9 protein-coding genes are annotated in these 17,289 nt (G+C 72.2%); 3 read left to right on the forward strand and 6 right to left on the reverse strand.

Translation table 11 applies throughout. The features are described 5' to 3' along the window. The first annotated feature begins 42 nt into the window (after positions 1–42). From WME75_RS12380 to WME75_RS12390, 3 genes are all read left to right on the forward strand, one after another. Positions 43–1,656 carry an SDR family NAD(P)-dependent oxidoreductase gene (locus WME75_RS12380; RefSeq protein WP_437490039.1) on the forward strand — a complete coding sequence of 538 codons (1,614 nt, stop codon included), beginning with the start codon at positions 43–45 and terminating at the stop codon, positions 1,654–1,656. 241 nt (positions 1,657–1,897) lie between these two features. Continuing rightward, on the forward strand, positions 1,898–4,093 hold the full coding sequence (locus WME75_RS12385; protein WP_437490040.1) for a cation:proton antiporter domain-containing protein: 2,196 nt from the start codon (positions 1,898–1,900) through the stop codon (positions 4,091–4,093). Between the two features lie 5 nt (positions 4,094–4,098). Next, positions 4,099–4,968, forward strand: coding sequence for a PTS sugar transporter subunit IIA (locus tag WME75_RS12390; RefSeq protein WP_437490041.1), 870 nt, complete (start codon positions 4,099–4,101; stop codon positions 4,966–4,968). Positions 4,969–5,017: 49 nt separating this feature from the next. On the opposite strand, the gene WME75_RS12395 is transcribed toward WME75_RS12390, so the two are convergent. From WME75_RS12395 to WME75_RS12420, 6 genes are all read right to left on the reverse strand, one after another. Further along, positions 5,018–6,190 carry a hypothetical protein gene (locus WME75_RS12395; RefSeq protein ID WP_437490042.1) on the reverse strand — a complete coding sequence of 391 codons (1,173 nt, stop codon included), beginning with the start codon at positions 6,188–6,190 and terminating at the stop codon, positions 5,018–5,020. A 1-nt stretch (position 6,191) separates the two neighbouring features. Further along, positions 6,192–9,008, reverse strand: coding sequence for a TonB-dependent receptor domain-containing protein (locus tag WME75_RS12400; RefSeq protein WP_437490043.1), 2,817 nt, complete (start codon positions 9,006–9,008; stop codon positions 6,192–6,194). Positions 9,009–9,015: 7 nt separating this feature from the next. Beyond that, positions 9,016–12,096 carry an FHA domain-containing protein gene (locus WME75_RS12405; RefSeq protein ID WP_437490044.1) on the reverse strand — a complete coding sequence of 1,027 codons (3,081 nt, stop codon included), beginning with the start codon at positions 12,094–12,096 and terminating at the stop codon, positions 9,016–9,018. Positions 12,097–12,289: 193 nt separating this feature from the next. Further along, the gene (locus tag WME75_RS12410) at positions 12,290–12,424 is read right to left on the reverse strand and encodes a hypothetical protein (protein WP_437490045.1); all 135 of its coding nucleotides are present in this window, start codon (positions 12,422–12,424) and stop codon (positions 12,290–12,292) included. Between the two features lie 153 nt (positions 12,425–12,577). After that, positions 12,578–14,878 carry a protein phosphatase 2C domain-containing protein gene (locus WME75_RS12415; RefSeq protein ID WP_437490046.1) on the reverse strand — a complete coding sequence of 767 codons (2,301 nt, stop codon included), beginning with the start codon at positions 14,876–14,878 and terminating at the stop codon, positions 12,578–12,580. 44 nt (positions 14,879–14,922) lie between these two features. Then, positions 14,923–17,073, reverse strand: coding sequence for an FHA domain-containing protein (locus WME75_RS12420; RefSeq protein ID WP_437490047.1), 2,151 nt, complete (start codon positions 17,071–17,073; stop codon positions 14,923–14,925). Between the last annotated feature and the right edge of the window lie 216 nt (positions 17,074–17,289).

A 17,289-nucleotide genomic window follows, 5' to 3' on the forward strand; every position in this document is an offset into this window, starting at 1 on the left:
CCCCGTGGCCGCTCGGCCGCCGGTTCGCGCCTGCGCGCCCGCATGCTATGCACCGCCGCTTCGATGAGCTCCGAGAGCGAAGCCGCCGGCGCAGGCGGGCCGTTCACCGCTGCCGATCTCGACGCCTGCCTGCGGGTGCTCGAGTCCCTTGTCGACGACCGCGCGCAGCTCGCCTCGATCAGCGCGGAGGACCGCCGCCGGCTCCTCCTCGCCGCCGGCCGCGTCTCGCGCCCCGAGCGCGCCGAGCAGCGCGAGCTCGCCAGGGCGTTCCGCAAGAGCGAGCGGCGCGCTCAGCGGTCTGCGGACACCGCGCTCCTCGACGCGGTCGGCATCCGCGCCGCCCGCCGTGAGCCGGTGTTCCGCACGCCGGACGCCCCGTCGCTGGCCATGCCCCCCGCGCCCGCCGCCCCCGCGCTGCCGCCGCCCCTCGTGCAGGAGCTGCCCCCCGCGGAGGAGCCCGCGCCGCCGGGCGAGCGCGGCGCGCCGGAGCTCGCGAAGCCGCGCAAGTGCTATGTCTGCAAGGTCGAGTTCCGCAAGCTGCACTTCTTCTACGATGCGATGTGCGGCCCCTGCGGCGACTTCAACTACCGCAAGCGCAGCCAGACGGCCCCGCTCGACGGCCGCGTCGCGCTGGTCACCGGCGCCCGCGTCAAGATCGGCTATCAGGCGGCGATCCTGCTGCTCCGCGCCGGCGCGCGGGTGATCGTCACGACCCGCTTCCCGCACGACGCCGCCCGCCGCTTCGCGTCCGAGCGCGACTTCGACGGCTGGGCCTCGCGGCTCTCGATCTACGGCCTCGATCTCCGCCACACGCCGAGCGTCGAACGCTTCACGCGGCACCTCCTCCACACGCTCGACCGGCTCGATTTCATCATCAACAACGCCTGCCAGACCGTCCGGCGCCCGCCGGGCTTCTACGGTCACCTCATCGAGGGCGAGACCGCGCCCGTCCACGCCCTCCCGGAGGTCGCGCAGCCGTCGCTCCGGGCTTACGACGCGCTCCGCGAGCGCGGCGAGCTCCCCCTCGTCGCCGGCGGCGACCCCGCCGCCGGCCTTCGCGAGCCGGCGCTGCTCTCCCAGATCCCCGGCCCCGGCGACGAGCCCCTCGACGGCGTGCTCTTCCCCAGAGGCCGTTACGACGCGGATCTCCAGCAGGTCGATCTCCGCACGATGAACAGCTGGCGGCTGACCCTCGCCGAGGTCCCGACCGTCGAGCTGCTCGAGGTCCAGCTCGTCAACGCGGTCGCCCCCTTCGTGCTGAATTCCCGGCTGAAGCCGCTCATGGTGCGACACCCGACGTTCGACAGGCACATCGTCAACGTCTCCGCGATGGAGGGGCAGTTCTACCGTCGTTACAAGACGGACAGGCACCCTCACACCAACATGGCGAAAGCCGCGCTCAACATGATGACGCGCACCTCCGCGCCCGACTACGCGAAGGACGGCATCTTCATGAACAGCGTCGATACCGGGTGGGTCACGGACGAGGACCCCGCGACGCTCGCCGCCCGCAAGCTGGAGGAGCACGGCTTCCACCCGCCGCTCGACATCGTCGACGGCGCCGCCCGCATCTGCGACCCCATCTTCTCCGGGCTCCTGAGCGGCCAGCACCTCTACGGCCAGTTCCTCAAAGACTACATGCCGACCGACTGGTGAGCGCCGCCGCCGCCCACGCCAGGGCGCTGCCCCACCCCGCCCGGCCGCCGGCGAGAGGCGCCCGGCGCCGAACAGCTCGAGAGAGGCTCGACCGGCCGTCCGCGCGGCACGCTTGACGCGCCGGGCGGCGCGTCTTCGCCGGCGCGCCCCGGCGGTTTGACGCCGCGCGTCTCAATTCTTGACAGCCGAGATGGGCCGCTGATAAGCGATAACTTAACACTTACGAGGAGGGAGCGCTCCCATGGAGAGCCTGATTCACACCCCGCTGACCCGCTTCCTCATCCAGGCCTTCCTGATCATCGCCTGCGCGCGCCTCGTGGGCATGGTGGCCCGCCGGCTGGGGCAGCCGATGGTCGTCGCCGAGGTCACGGCGGGCATCCTGCTTGGCCCCTCGCTGTTCGGCTGGGTGTTTCCCGAACCATCGGCGGCCCTGTTCGCCTCGGAGTCGCTGCCGCTCCTGAAGCTTGTGAGCGAGGTCGGGCTCATCGTTTTCATGTTCCTCATCGGGCTGGAGCTCGACCCGAAGCTCTTGCGCGGGCGAGGCCACGCCTCGGTCATCATCAGCCACACGAGCATCGTCGTGCCGTTCGCGCTCGGCGGGCTGCTCGCGCTCTACCTGTACCCCCGGCTCTCCGACACCTCCGTCCCGTTCATGTCGTTCACGCTGTTCATGGGCGTGGCCATGAGCATCACGGCCTTCCCGGTGCTCGCGCGCATCCTCACCGAGCGGCGCCTCCTGCGCTCGAAGGTCGGCGCCCTCACGATCACGTGCGCCGCCGTCGATGACGTGACCGCCTGGTGCATCCTCGCGTTCGTCGTCTCGATCGCGCGTGCCACCGGGCTCGTGGGCGCCGTCTGGACCACCGTCTTTGCCCTCGTCTACATCGGCGGCATGATGTTCGTGGTCCGGCCCTTCCTGGCCCGGCTCGGCGAGCGCGGCGCGAACAAGGAAGGGCTCTCGCAGGACCTCGTCGCCATCACGCTCCTCCTGCTCATCGTGTCGAGCTGGACGACCGAGATGATCGGCATCCACCCGCTGTTCGGGGCCTTCATGCTCGGCGCGATCATGCCGAAGGGCACCGGCTTCGCGCAGAGCCTGGCCGAGAAGCTCGAGGACTTCGCCGTCGTCTTCCTGCTCCCGCTGTTCTTCGCCTACAGCGGCCTGCGCACGCACATCGGGCTGCTCAACTCGGCCGACGGCTGGCTGATGTGCGGCTTCATCATCGTGGTCGCCTGCGTCGGCAAGTTCGGCGGCAGCGCCGTGGCCGCCCGCCTCACGGGCCTGCGCTGGCGCGAGGCCAGCGCGCTCGGCATCCTCATGAACACGCGCGGCCTGATGGAGCTCATCGTCCTGAACCTCGGGCTCGATCTGGGCATCATCTCGCCCACGCTGTTCACGATGATGGTGCTCATGGCGCTCGTCACCACCTTCATGACCACGCCGCTCCTGCGCTGGGTCTACCCGCCGGAGGAGCTCTCCAAGGAGCTCGCCGACGTGCCGGACCGGACGCCCCTGCCCACGGCGGCAGAGGTGTTCACCGTGCTCATGTGCGTCTCCTACGAGCGCTCCGGCCCCGGCATGGTGACGCTCGCGAGCGCGCTCGCCGGCCACGGCCCCGAGGCGCGGCGCCTCTACGCCCTGCGCCTCATCCCGCCGACCGACCGCGGCTCGTTCTACCTCGACCAGGGGCCCGAGCGGCACGGGGCGGCCGCGCTCGCGCCGCTCCTCGCGCGGGCCAAGGAGCTCAGCGCCGACGTCCGGCCGCTCTCCTTCGTCTCGCCCAAGCCGAGCCACGACATCTGCAACGTCGCCGACGTGAAGCAGGCCGACCTCGTGCTCGTCGGGTGGCACAAGCCGCTGCTCAGCCAGACCGTGCTCGGCGGCACCGTCTACGAGGTCATGCGCGGCGCCCGCACCGACGTCGGCGTGCTCATCGATCGCGGGCTCACCGCGGTCCGCAAGCTGCTCGTGCCGTTCCACGGCACGTTGCACGACAAGGCGGCGCTCGCGCTGGCCCGCCGGCTGGCGCAGCAGGTCGGCGCCGACGTCACCATCCTCCACGTGGTCAAGCCGAAGCGCAGGTCCGACGACGCGCTCGGCGCGCAGGCGGCGGTCGACGAGGTGTTCGAGGGCGAGGAGGGCGGCGCGCTGCGGAAGTCCAGGGTGGTGCTCAAGGTGGTCGAGCACGACTCACCCGCGGACGCGGCCCTCGAGGAGGCGGGGCGCGGCTACGATCTCGTCCTCGTCGGCGTCGGGACCGAGTGGGGCCTCGCGCAGCGCCGGTTCGGCATCCGCGCCGAGCACGTCATCCAGGGGTGCCCGACCTCGCTGCTCGTCGTGCGGTGCTACGAGCCCGCCGCCGTGCCGGCCCCGGCCCCGGCGCCCGCCCCGCAGCTCCTCTCGACCGCGCTCGCGGCCGAGGCCGATCGCTCCTGAGCCCCATGCCGGCGATCTCCGACGCTGACAGCGCCGCGCGGGCGCGCGTGCTCGCCGAGTTCGGGGCCGCGCTGCGGCTCCTCCGCGTCGAGGCGGGCCTCAGCCTGCGCGCGCTCGCGCATCGCATCGGCGTCTCCAGCGCGTACCTGAGCCGCGTCGAGCACGGGCACGACGCCATCCCCACGCCCGACCGGCTCACGGCGATCGCGGGCGCGCTGGAGCTGCCCCCGGCGGTGCTCCTCGAGCTCGGCCACCAGGTCGAGCCGCTCGTCTCGCGCTACCTCGAGCGCGTCCCGGCGGCGAACGCGCTCTTCGTCGAGCTCGCGCGCCGCAACCTCAGCGGCCCGCAGCTCGCGCGGGTCAAGGCGTTCATCGACGCCGAGTTCGCGGCGAGCGCGCCGTTCGGCGTGGCGCCCGCGCGGCGCCTCAGCGGGCTGCTCACGCCCGAGCGCATCGTGCTGCACCTCTCGTGCGCGCACATCGAGGACGTCATCGACGTCGCGGCGTCCCGGCTCGCGCCCCCCGGCGGCGCGCTGTCGGCGAGCGCGCTCGCCCAGGAGATCATGGCGCGCAAGCGTGAGTCGTCGACGGCGCTGGGCAACGGCGTCGCGGTCCCGCACGCGATCGTCCCGGGCGCCTGCCCGGCGGCGGTGCTCGTGACGCTGGCCGAGCCGCTCGCGGTGCCCACGCCGGGCGGCGCCCCGCTCCGGCTGCTCGTCGTCCTCGTCTGCGGCGAGAGCGGCCGCGCGCACCTCGAGCTGCTCGCCCAGGTCGCCCGGCTCGCCAGCCACAACGCCGCCGAGGTGCTGTGCGCAGCGCGCGACGCCGAGCAGCTCATCGGTCTGCTCGCGCAGCTCGAGGCCGGCTGCGGGTGACGGAGGCGGTCCCCTCGGCGGCGCGCGCGTCACGCCCCGACGCCCGCCGTCACTTCACGCGGACGAGGCGCTGCACGACCGACGAGCCGCCGCGCGCGTCGCGCAGGACCGCGGTGAGCGTGGCGATGCCCGGCTCCGCCGGCGGGATCCACTTCACGGCGTGGTCGCCGAGGTCCCCCTTGGCCGCGTCGCTCACGAGCTTGATGCCCCGGTCGAGGTCGCCCAGATCGGTGAAGTAGTCGACCCAGACGATCTCCTTCAGGTCCTGCTGCTTCGCGTCGGGATCGTCCTCCGCCACGTTGTCGGGGATGATCGCGTCGAGTTCGTAGGCGTGGCACGCGGTGAACGGATCCTCCGCGCTGCACCCCGCCTCGCGCCGCTCCTCTCGGCCGATGGGGCAGCGATCGACGTTGGGGATCTCGGCGAAGTCCTCCGGCAAGGGCTCGCCATCGAGGGTGAGCCCCAGCATCTCCGGGTTCGCGTTCGTGCGGCCGTCCTCGAAGATGTAGATCTGCGTGTAGCCGGCCACGAAGCTGTCCGGGCCGAGCCGGCGCCCGCCGGCGTCGAAGCAGGCGACGGGGAAGGTCCCGGCGCGCCCGGTGCCCTGGTCCTCCACGACGCCGAGCGTCCCGGTGCAGGCGACGAAGAAGACGTAGGCGCTCCCGGACCGCGGGCCCCCCGTGGCGGGCGCCTCGCGGCCTTCGAGGATGTCGTCCGAGATCGTGATCGTGTACGTGTCGCCGAAGCCGGGACGCACGCCGTTGAGATCGGGCATCGGGATCGTCGGGTCGTCCTTCCGCGCCTCCTCCCACTCCTCGAGCTTCGCGGCGAGCTCGGCGAACGCCGGATAGCAGCCGTAGTAGTCGTCCCCGATCGGGTTCTCGCACCCGCCGAACCAGTACACCGAGACCGGCCGCGACCCTTCCTCGGGGCCGCCGAGCCCATCCTGGTAATGGATCCTGAAGGTGACCTGAGCTCCGGGGGAGGCGTACGAAGAGCTCTCCGGCTCTCCTTCTTGGGTCTCGACGTCGGCGACCACGGCGAACACGCGGAGCCCGTTCACGAGGCTCGGCGGGTCGAAGCCCGCGACGCACCCGGACGAGATCGCCGGCGCGGTGAGCGCGCCCAGCGCGAGCGTCCCGAGCACCGCGCGCCGCCACCTGCGCCCGCGATCCGCGCCGGCGCGCCTCACCGCGCCGCCCACCGCTCGCGTCGATCGCATCTCAGAACTCTCCTCGCAGCCCGAAGCTCGGCAACACGGGCAGCCCTGTGACGTACTGTCGGGCGGTATAATTGTAGTTGTACTGAATCGCCTCGCTGTTCGCGTTGTTGTAGACGTTCTGCACGTCGAGGTAGGCCGAGAGCTGCCAGCTCTTGAACTTCCACGACTTGTCGAGGCGCAGATCCAGCTGGTGGAACGGCGGGAGCCGCTCGCTGCTCGGGCCGGAGAACGGGATCGGCGTATAGGTCCCGGTGGGCGCGTAGAAGAGCGCGTTGGTGCGGTACGGGTCGCAGCTCTGCGCGTTGACGTTGCACACGTTGGGGGTGACCAGGTTGCCGGAGACCAGGCGGAACCGCGCGCCGAACTCCCAGCCGTCGCCCAGGCGGTAGCTGCCGAGCACCGTCAGGATGTGGGTCTGATCGAACGAAACGGGCCGCTCCGCCTCGCCGACCCCGGGCACCCGCGTGCTGCGCGACAGCGTGTAGGCGGCCCAGCCGAAGAAGCGATCGTCGGGCTTGTACTTGAGCAGGAACTCGCCCCCGATGACCCTGCCCGACCCGACGTTCTGGTAGTCGAGCTGGATCGACCCGGGTCGATTCACGCCGACGATGAGCTCGTCGAGCTGCTTGTAGAACCCCTCGGCCGACGCCTCGATGTTCCGGGTGATGTCCTGCTCGACGCCGGCCGCGTAGTGCAGCGCGCGGGTCGACTTCAGGCCCGGGTTGCCGAGCGGCGGGATGACCTCCTGGAACTGCGGCGGCTGGTGGAACACCCCGACGCCGCCCTTCACCGTCGTCCGCGGGAACCCCTGGACCACGTCGAAGCGCCCGTTCACGCGCGGGCTCACGGTGGCCCGCTCGTTCAGGTCCTGGTAGTCGAAGCGCAGCCCCGGGACGATCTTCGCCCGGGGGCTCGGGGCGAGCTCGAGCTCGGCGTAGGCCGCGGGGTAGAAGAAGCCGCCGTCGCGCGAGACCTCCTGGAGGGCGCGCGTCGAGAACGGCTGGTTCGGCGGCTCGCCGGGGCGGCTCGGCGCGGGGGCGCGGAGGTTCACCGCGTAGAGGCCGGCGAAGACGTCGAGCCCCGCGTTGAAGACCGCGCCCTTGGACAGCCGCCGCACGTACTCGAGGCGGCCGGAGAGCGTCTTGAGATCGAGCTGGAAGTAGATCGGCCCGATCCCAAAATCGGCGTCGTCGCGCGCGATCGCGAGCACGGCGTCGAGCCGGTCCCGGTCGGTGAGCTCGTGATCGTAGCGGAGCTGCAGGCGCTGAAACGCGGTGTGCAGCCCGACGTTGCCCGAGAGGGCCGGCTCGTTGGGCACCGGGTCGCTGAGGAGCACCTCGAGGGCGTCGTCCGAGCCGAAGAACGTGAGGCGGAGGCGCGACGAGGGCGTCGGCTCGGTCTCGAGGAGGACCTGGTAGTCGTAGTAGACGGGCGCCTGCGTCACCCCCGCGCCCGCGGCCTCGAGCACCGGGCCGAACGACTCGCCGATGTAGCTCCGCCGGCCCGCCACCATGAAGCGCGTGTTCTCGAGGAAGGGCACGGGCCCCTCGAGCAGGACGCGCGCGTCGATGAGGTCCATCTGCGCGAGGCCGTGGAGCTTGCCGTCCTCGTTGGGTGAGCGCAGGGCGACGTCGACGATGCCGCCCTGCACGCGGCCGTACTTGGCGCTGAAGTTGCCGGGGTAGAAGTCGATCTTCTCCAGCATCTCGGTCGGCACGACCGAGGAGAGGCCGCCGAAGTGGTAGATGAGCGGCACCTGCGTGCCGTCGACGAAGGTCTGCGTGTCCTGCGGGCCGGAGCCGCGCACGATCAGCAGGCCGGCGAGGGTGGGCGGGCGCGCCACGCCGGGCAGGTTCTGGAGCGAGCGCAGCGCGTCGCCGTTCGTGCCGGGGATGCGGTTGATCTCGCGCTGCTCGAGCGTGCGCTTCGTGACCTCGCGCGGCGGCCTGTCGCCGCGGACCGTGACCTCGAGGCCCTCGCCGCGGGGCAGGAGCCGGTACTTCACCTCGATCTGCTCGCCCGCGGAGATCTCCTCCTCGACGGAGAGCGGCTCGAAGCCGGGCGCGGCGACGGTGACCTTGTAGCGCCCCGGCGGCAGATCGACGAAGACGAAGGCGCCGCCCTCGTCGGTCGTGAGCTCCGGCGCCGCGGCGTCGCCGGCGGCGCGCGCGCCGGCGACGCGCGCGACCGAGACGGTGGCGCCGGCGAGCGGGACGTCGCCGCCGCTGGCGAGCACGGTGCCGCGGAGGTTCTCGGCGGGCCTCGCCGGCTCGCCGGCGGCGGGCGGCGGCGCGGCTGTCTTCAGGGTGAACGAGTAGCGGTACAGGATGCGCGCCGCAGCGGGGGTGCCATCGGCGCGGCGGGCCGGCTCGAACTCGAGCTGCTGGGCCGCGGCCACCGCCGACTCGTCGAACCCGTGCCCCGCGCTCTCGACGACGACCGCCTGCTTCACGCGCCCGTTGCGATCGATGTCGAGCTGCAGGGTCACCGACCCTTCGAGCCCCTGCCTCTCGGCCTCCGGCGGGTACGCCGGGGCCGTGTAGTTGAGCGCCCGCGGCGGCGTCGCTCGGCCCGCCGGCGCGGCCGTTGGGGCAGGGGGCGTGACGATCGCTCCGCCTTGGCCCCGGGGCACGCTCGTCGGGCCCGCGGGCGCCTGCGGCTCCTGCCGACCTTGCTCCTGCTGCTGCGCGCGCGCCGCGGAGGGCGAGAGCGCGGCGAGCACGAGCGAGAGGAGCGCCGCGGCGCCCGGCCCGCGGTGGCCTCGCGGGTGCGGGAGGGGGCCGACATCGGTGAGGGCGGAGGCGGGCTCCTGCGTCATCACGAGGTCACACCGGGTCGCGCCGCTTGAGCACCACGCAGAGCGTGACGAGGAGGACGAGGGTCATCCCGGAGAGCACCGCGTAGGGCATCCAGGTCTGATCGTACGTGGTGAAGCCCCACGCGCCCGCGTAGTTGTCGGCGGCCATCTGCGCGATGGCGCACTTGAACTTGCCGCCCTCGATGAAGTCCGCGGAGCTCGTGTCGGTGCGGTGCAGATCGATGACCCAGGCCGAGGACTCCGCGGTCGCGAGGCGCTCGGGCGCGATCGCGCCCTCGAAGCCCCAGCGCGCCGGGATGATGTACATGAGCGGCCGGAGGTGCGGCACGGTCGTCATCGGCACCATGAGCCCGCCGAGGACGACCTGGGGGATGAGCGCGATCGGCGTGAGCGCCATGGCCGCCTCGGACGAGGCGACCACCGTGGAGAGGAGGAGCCCCATCGCGACGGCGCTGAGCGAGGTGGCGGTCAGCGCGGCGAGCTGCATGGCGAACGCCTGCATCCCGCCGTGGAAGCCGAGGGTGAAGAACACGATCGCGAGCAGGATGCTGCACTGGACGAGGCAGAACCCGGCGAGCAGCAGGTACTTGGAGAGCACGTAGTTGACGAGCCCCAGGTTGACCATGCGCTCGCGGAGGTAGATGGCCCGCTCGCTGACGATCTCGCGCGCCGCGTTCGAGGTCCCGAACCAGACCGCGGCGACGACGAGGAAGAAGATCGCCGCGGTGTGGTCGGTGGTGACCTCCATGCCCTTGATGACGTCGGTGCTCTGATCCGCGCCGCCCGCGCGGCGGCCGAGCTCCTGGAGGGCGCCGAGGCACCACGCCGGGATCGCCTTCTCCTGCCCGCCGAAGACGATCGCGAGGAGGATGCCGATGATCGGGGCCTGGAGGAGCATGATCAGGGTGCCGCCGAGGTCGCGCTTCTTCACCTTGAAGTAGCGCGACAGGAGCAGGCCGAGCTGCCCCTTGGTCGTGGCGCGGCCGGCCGGGATGCCGCGCTGCCCCTGCCCGGTGCCGATCTCCCGCCGGCCGGAGTACATCCGCCGGTACGTCGGGTTGGCGTCGCTGAAGAATTCCTTGCGCCACTCGATGGCCGCGAGCCGCCTGGCCTCGCCGCGCGACGCGTTCGGGTCCCGCGCGCGGAGCTGGTCGAAGATGGGCCGCTCGCGGAAGGCGAGCATCTCGAACATGTCGCGCGGGTTGTCGACGTCGTTGGGCTGGCCGTGCCGCTCCTTCCAGCTGCCGAAGAAGCGGTACGCGTCGGGCTGGGTCGGCCCGAAGAACATCGGGATGCCGCCGTAGCCGAGGATGAGCGTGTGGCTGAACTTCTCGAACTCGTCCTTCGCCGGCTGGTGGATCGTCATGATGATCGTCTTGCCGGTGGCCTTCGTGAGGTCGTGCAGCAGGGTGATCAGCGCGGTCGTGTCGTCGGCGGCGAGGCCCGAGGTCGGCTCGTCGAGGAAGAGGATGACCGGGTCGGTGACGAGCTCGAGCGCGATGTTGACGCGCTTGCGTTGCCCGCCCGAGAGGATCTTGTTCTCGGGCTTGCCGATCTGGAGGTTCTTGACGCCCTCCAGGCCGAGATCGGTGATGGTCTGCTCGACGCGCGCGTCGATCTCGGCCTCGGTGTAGTCGGGCGGGAGGCGGAACTTCGCGCTGTAGCGGACCGCCTCGAAGACGGTGAGCTCCGGGTGGACGAGGTCGTCCTGCGGCACGTAGCCGATGGAGCCGCGGAGCGTGTCGTAGATGTTGTAGAGGTCCTCGCCGTTGATGCGGACGACGCCGCTCGTCGGCGGCAGGTAGCCGTTCAGGGTGAGCAGGAGCGTCGTCTTGCCGGCGCCCGACGGCCCCATGAGCGCGATCATGTCGCCCGGCAGCGCCTTGAACGACACGTTGTCGAGGAGCGTCTTCTGCTCCTGGGGGTTGTCCCTGTCGGGGACCTGGAGGGCGAGGCTCCACGCCTCGATCTCGTAGAGCGGGCGCCCAGCCCAGCGATCGGCGGAGTACGCTTCCTGGATGACCTCGACCGCGCCTGCGCCCCCCATCTCGATCTGGAGGGGCATGGGCCCGATGTAGATCTTCTCGCCGCTCTGCACGGCGATCTTCTGGCCGGGCGCGATGCGGTTGCCGCGGACGTAGGTCCCGTTGGCGCTGCCGCAATCCTCGACGTAGAGCTGCCCGTTGATCGAGTGCAGGAGGGCGTGGTGGCTCGACACCTGCGGGTGGGCGAGCACGATGTCGTTGTCGGGCGTGCGGCCGATCCGCTTGACGTTCGACCCGCCGCCGGAGAAGTCGAGCTGGCCGAGGACCGTCTTGTTCTTCCGCCCGGGCGCGCCGGCGGCGGGCAAGGACGACGCCGCCTGCGCGGGCTGCTGCGCGTAGCCACCGGCGGGCTGCGGCGGCGGCGCGTAGCTCCCGGCGATGGGCTGCTGCGACGGCGTGTAGCCGCCGGAGGGCTGCGGCGGCAGGGCGCTCGTGCCGGCCATGGCGCCCTGCGCGGCGGGCAGCGCCGACTGCCGGGCCGCCTGAGCGAGCTGGACGAGCAGGCTGATCTGGACCGGGACGGGCCCGAAGGCGACGGCGCCCTGCGGATCGATCGGCGTCGGCGCGCCGGGAGCGATGCGCTGCGCGCCGACGTAGGTGCCGCTCGTCGAGTTGTGGTCGATGACCATCATGCGATCGAGCGTGACGGTGGCGTGCTGGCTCGAGACGCTCGGGTGCTGGAGCACGAGGGAGGCGCGCGTGGGGTCGCGCCCGATCACGACCTGTCCGGGCGCGGGCGCGAGCGACCCGGGCGACGCCATCATCAGCGTGATGGCCGGGTGGTGGAGCGGCACCGGCGTCTGCGCGACGACGAACTGGGTGCGGAAGTCGAACGGGAGCTGCTCTCCCGGCGCGAGGGGCCGCCCGTTCGCCGATGCAGGCCCTTGACCGCAGGCGAAGAGCAGCTTGCCACCACCGTGGTTGATGATGCGCGCGTGCTCGGGCAGGACGCCGGGAGCGACGAGCACCACATCGCAGGTGGGGGCGCTGCCGATCGTGATGCTTTGTTTACCTAGCCCCGGGATCATGCGGCCGCGTTTCACCACAGGCGGTTGGGGAGAGCAAGGAAAGAGGCGCGTGGCGCCCGGCGCGACGCTGCGCTGCGCGCGGCCGTGTGCGAGAGGGAGCGCGTGTCGGGTGACGCGTGACGAGCGCGGCGGGAGGATTTCGTCTGCTGGGCGAGGAGAGCTTCAGAGCGGAGCGTCGTGACGGCCGGGAGCCGGGCGGCTCCGCGCATCACAGGTCGAGGAGCATGAAGCCGGCGCGGACCTCCTCGAGGGAGGGCATACGGGTCGACGGGGGCTCGTCGTCCATCTCCGTGGGCGTGCCATCCATGTCGTGTCCGTACTCGAGCTCTTGATCTCCAGGCATGGAGGAACCTCCGGAGAGCTAGGCTAATCCGGAATCTGGTCCTTCTTCAATTGCATTCCGCGGCCGAGGTCGTCGCGCGGCGGTCATCCGTTCCTGTTGGTGCGTGGGGACGTCGTCGCGTCGTCGCGTCGTCGCGTCGTCGCGTCGTCGCGCTCAGCCGGGGGCGAGCTTCCAGATAAGGAGGGCGACCAGCACGACGATCACGAGCGAGATCGAGGCGATGAGGGCGATGTAGACGCCGCGCGAGGCGCGCACGGTGCTCGGGACGCCCGATGCCATGGACGAGGACACGGGCCCGGAGAAGCTCGGCGCTGGAAGGGCGCGCGGTCCGGTCGCGGCATAGCCAGGTGCGTGAGGCGGGGCAGGGGCGAGGTGCGGGGCGGCGGCGGCAGGGGGACCGCCCGGCGCCGCTGCGTGGTGCCCCGAGAAGGCGACCGAAGCGGGAGGAGCGTCCTGGTCGATCGGGTGGGGCGGTGGGCCGAAGGCGGCGCCCGGGTGAGGCGGGGCGCCGAAGGCGCCCGGGTGAGGTTGCGGGCCGAAGACGGCGCCGGGATGAGGCGGGGCGCCCGGGTGAGCCGGGGCGCCGAAGGCCCCCGGCGGAGGCTGTGCGCCGTAGACGGCGCCGGGATGAGGCGGGGCGCCGAAGGCTCCCGGCGGAGGCTGCGCGCCGTAGGCGGCGCCAGGCGGGCCCAGGGCGGCGCCCGGGTGGGCCGGGGCGCCGAAGGCTCCCGGCGGAGGCTGCGCGCCGTAGGCGGCGCCAGGGTGAGGCGGGGCGCCGAAGGCGCCCGGGTGAGGCGGCGCGCCATGGACCATCGGATGAGGTGCGGGTGCCGCGGGAGCGCTCAGCGGAAGGGGAGACAGCACGGCGCGCGCATCGGGCGCGAACGCGTGAGGCATCGGCGCAGGGCCTCCCGGCACGGTCGTGGGCAGCGGGTGGACGGAATCCATCGCTGTCGGACTCACGGCAGGCGCGCTGTCGGCGGCGGTCGGGCGCACCGCCGGTGCGCCGTGGGCGATCGTTGGCGCCACGGCGGGCACGTGGTCGGCGGCGGTCGGGCGCACCGCCGGCGCGCTGTCGACGGTTGTCGGGCGCAGCGCCGACGCGCGGTGGGCGGGTGCTGGCGCCACGGTCGGCGGGTTGTCGGTGGCCGTCGGGGTCAGCGCGGGTACGACGTCGGTGGCCGTCGGGGTCACGGCGAGCACGCCGTGGATGGCCGTCGCGGCCGCGGCGGTCGCGCCACCGGCGGCCATCGAGGCCAGGGCGGTCGCGCCGTCGGCGGCTGTCGGGTCCGCGGTGGTCGCCCTGCTGGTGGACCCCGGACGCCGCGCCGGCGTGCCGGTGGTGCCCGTCGGGATCACGGTCATCGCGTCGCTGGCGGACGCCGGATGCAGCGCGGGCGCGCCGGTGGTGCCCGTCGGGATCACGGTCGTCGCGTTGCTGGGGGACGCCGGGCCTGCAGCAGGCGCGCTTCCAGCGGTCGCCACGCCCGGCGCCGGGGCGCCGTGCCCGTGGGCGAGCAGCGCATCGGCGGCGCTCTGCGGGACGCTCGCCGCCCCCTCGAGGCGCGTCATCGCGACGGTCTCCTGAGGGCCCGAAGCGCGCGCCTGGTCGACGCCGTCGCCGTCGCCGCCCGCCCCCGGCGGCCCGTGCGCGATCGTCAGCGAGCGGCTGCCCGTCTCGATCACCCGGACCATCTGGACGGTGATGTTGTCGTGACCGCCGCGGTGGTTCGCGAGCTGCACGAGCATCCTGCATGCGTGATCGATCGAGCCCGACGCGAGCGCCTGCCGCGTGCACCCGAGGATGTCCCCGCTGAGCACGAGATCGGTGAGGCCGTCGCTCGCCTGGATCAGCACGTCGCCCGGGTACAACTCCATCGGCTCGGGTCGAACCTCGACCTCCACCTCCGGTTTCATCCCGAGCGCGCGCGTGATCTTGTTCGCGTCGGGGTGGCCGATCGCCTGCGCCTCCGTGATCATGCCCGCGTCGACCATCCCCTGCACCATCGAGTGGTCGCGCGTGAGGGGGTAGATCTGCTGGCGCCGGATCACGTAGGCGCGGCTGTCGCCGACGTGCGCGACGTCGACGCCGCCACCGTGGAGGACCATCGCCACGACGGTCGAGCCCGGGCGGACGCGGTTCTCCGCCGGCCCGCCCAGCTGATAGACGCGGCGCCCCGCCTCCTCGATCGCGGCCTTGAGCGCCGCCCTCGGATCGATGGCGGCCGGCGTCTGCTCGATCACCTCGAAGAGGGTCTGGATGGCGGTGCGGCTCGCCTCGCTGCCCCCGTAGTGCCCGCCCATGCCGTCGCACAGGACGCAGAGGTGACCGAACCTGGTCTCGGCGTAGCCGCACGCGTCCTCGTTGACCTGCTTGTTCGGGTCCCGACCCGCATCGCTGGCCTGGGCGAACTCGATCTTGAGGTGCGGGGAGGACTCGGTCGGGGGCATCATGGGGGGGCGTCGCTTGGGGCGTGAGGCCGGGGGCCCCGGACACGCTACTCCAAACGGACGTTGAACTCGACGGGGCCGAACCGCAACGAGGCACCGGGCGGCACGGGCGTCCAGACGCCGGCGGCCACGCGCTGACCGTGCACATAGGTCCCGTTGTTGGAGCCCTCGTCCCGCACGAACAGCTGGCCGGCCTCGAGCTTCACGCTCGCGTGGGTGCCGGACACGCGCGGCTCCGAGAGCGCGATCAGGCACGAGGCGCCGTCGCGCCCGGCGCGCACCTCGGCGCCGGGGTGCACGGTGAAGATGCCCGCCGCGCCCGAGAGCGTCGCCCGGCTGACGCCGCCCGGGGGAGGCGCCATCATCGGCCCGGCGCCATAGCCGAAGTCGCCCGGCGGAGGCGGCGCGGGTGCGTAGGGCGGAGGCGCCCCGCCGCCCGCCACGATGGGCCTCGGGGGCGCCGCCGCCGCCGCCGCGCCGCGCCGCCGGCCGCCGCCGCTGCCGCCGCGGAAGATGGAGACGAGCAGCAGCACGATGACGACGCCGCCGAAGGTGACGCCGGCGATGAGCAGGTACGGCAGCGGCGCCTCCTTCGCCTTCAGCGTGAGGATCTTGTCGGCCGTGACCGCGCTCGTCCGCCGCGCGTGGTTGTCGTAGACGATGAGGCGCGCCGTCATCTGGTCGCCCTTGCCCACGAGGAACTTGTCCGTGTCCGGGAGCTCGAACTCGACGACGCTGTCCCCGGCAGAGACCGCCTTGCCGCGCATCCCGCTGTCGATCAGCGTCCGCTGGGCCTTCCTCGCGTCCTCGATGTTCCCGCCCTGCAGCGACTGCGGCGCGGCCTGGTTCTTCGGGACCATGTAGATCTCGGCCCGCTGCGCGTTGCCGCCCCAGCAGAAGTTACCGAAGATCTTGATCGTGCTGCCGGGGTAGATCGGCGCTTTCTTCGCGGCGCGATCGGTCGCGTCCCGGTCGATGTCGAGCGGCCACACGGTGGGATCGATGCCGACGGGGACGTTCTGGAACGTGGCGTCGCCCGCGATCGGCGGATCCGTGTTGATGAAGGCGAGCTTGAACGTCTGCGTGATGCTCGGAGCGACGCACGAGACCCGCCACTTCACGATGTGCATCTTGTTGAAGCGGGTGCGGATCGCGTTGACGATGTTGGCCGCGCGCCGCTGCTGGCCGTCGCGCACCACGCTGAAGAAGCCGCCGATCTCGGTGTTCGCCATCCCCTCCATGAACTCGCGGGCGTTCGCGGTGAACTCCTCGACGAGCCGGCTCGGGAACCAGATCGAGATGACGGGCACCGGCGTCTTCGGCAGGACGTCGTTGTTCTCGGGGAACCGCCCCTTCGTGAGGTAGTCCCGGAGCAGGTTCGACGCCGCGGCGGTCGAGCTCGGGTCGGCGCCGGCGGCGCCGTTCGAGAGGACGACCAGCGCCTGGTGCATCGGCACCGGGACCCCCTGGCCGGCGTTGCCGAGCTCCTTGAACGCGTCGGTCGCGGCGTTCTTGATGATCGTGAAGAGCGGGCGCGTGCGCCCCTGCGTCGGGTAGGTGCGCGTGACGCCGCCGATGGCCTGCGCCGCCGTCTGCTTGTTGCTCACCCACTTCGAGTCCTCGACGACGCCGCGATCGTTGAAGAACATCACGTCGACGATGTCGTTCGGCTGCATCGCGTTCACGAACGCGCTCGCGACCGCCTTGGCCTCGTCGAAGCGGGTGCCCATGCTCGACGCGGCGTCGATCAGGATGAGCCACGCCGTGCCGACGCCCGGCTGCCCGGCGCTGTCGCCCCACCGGGCCTTCGACTCGAACTTCGCCGGCAGGTCCGTGCCGTCGACCGTGACGGAGAAGATCGCGTTCTTGTCCGGGAAGTCGAACGACGAGTAGAGCGCCGACGGCTGCTCGATCGCGTCGGAGACGCAGTCGAGGTTCGCGTCGCCCGTGAGCGCGGCGCAGGTGCGGGTGATGTCGCTGAGGCGCTTGCTCTGCACGACCTCGAGCACGGTCGTGAGCACGGGCGACCCGTCCGCGGTGCTCGCGCGCGGGTCGATGCGGAGCAGGTGCGCTTCGGGCGCGGCCTCGGCGCGGCGCGGTCCGCCGAGGAGCGCGAGGACAGCGGCCGCGAGCGCGAGCAGCGGAGCGCAGCGGAGGGGTTTGCCCCCGCGCCTGCCGCGACGGGCGGAGGCGCTCATGGAGTGGATCGGGCGAGTCGCGTCATGAGAGGGAGTCATGCGTGGGGATCTCCAGCGAGCGCGAGGGAGCAGAGGAGCGCTCCCCGCGCGAGCGGGGCGGCCGACGCGCGCTGGCGGCGGCTATCCGGTTGGTTTTCACGCAGCCTGACCGGGGCGCCAGGTGCCGGTGGAACGTCGCGGGGGAAGGGGGCCAGACTCGGCAACGCCTCTCCTCGT

Origin of the sequence: Sorangium sp. So ce1014 (assembly GCF_051521505.1) — a bacterium.
Classification (GTDB): Bacteria; Myxococcota_A; Polyangia; order Polyangiales; family Polyangiaceae; genus Sorangium.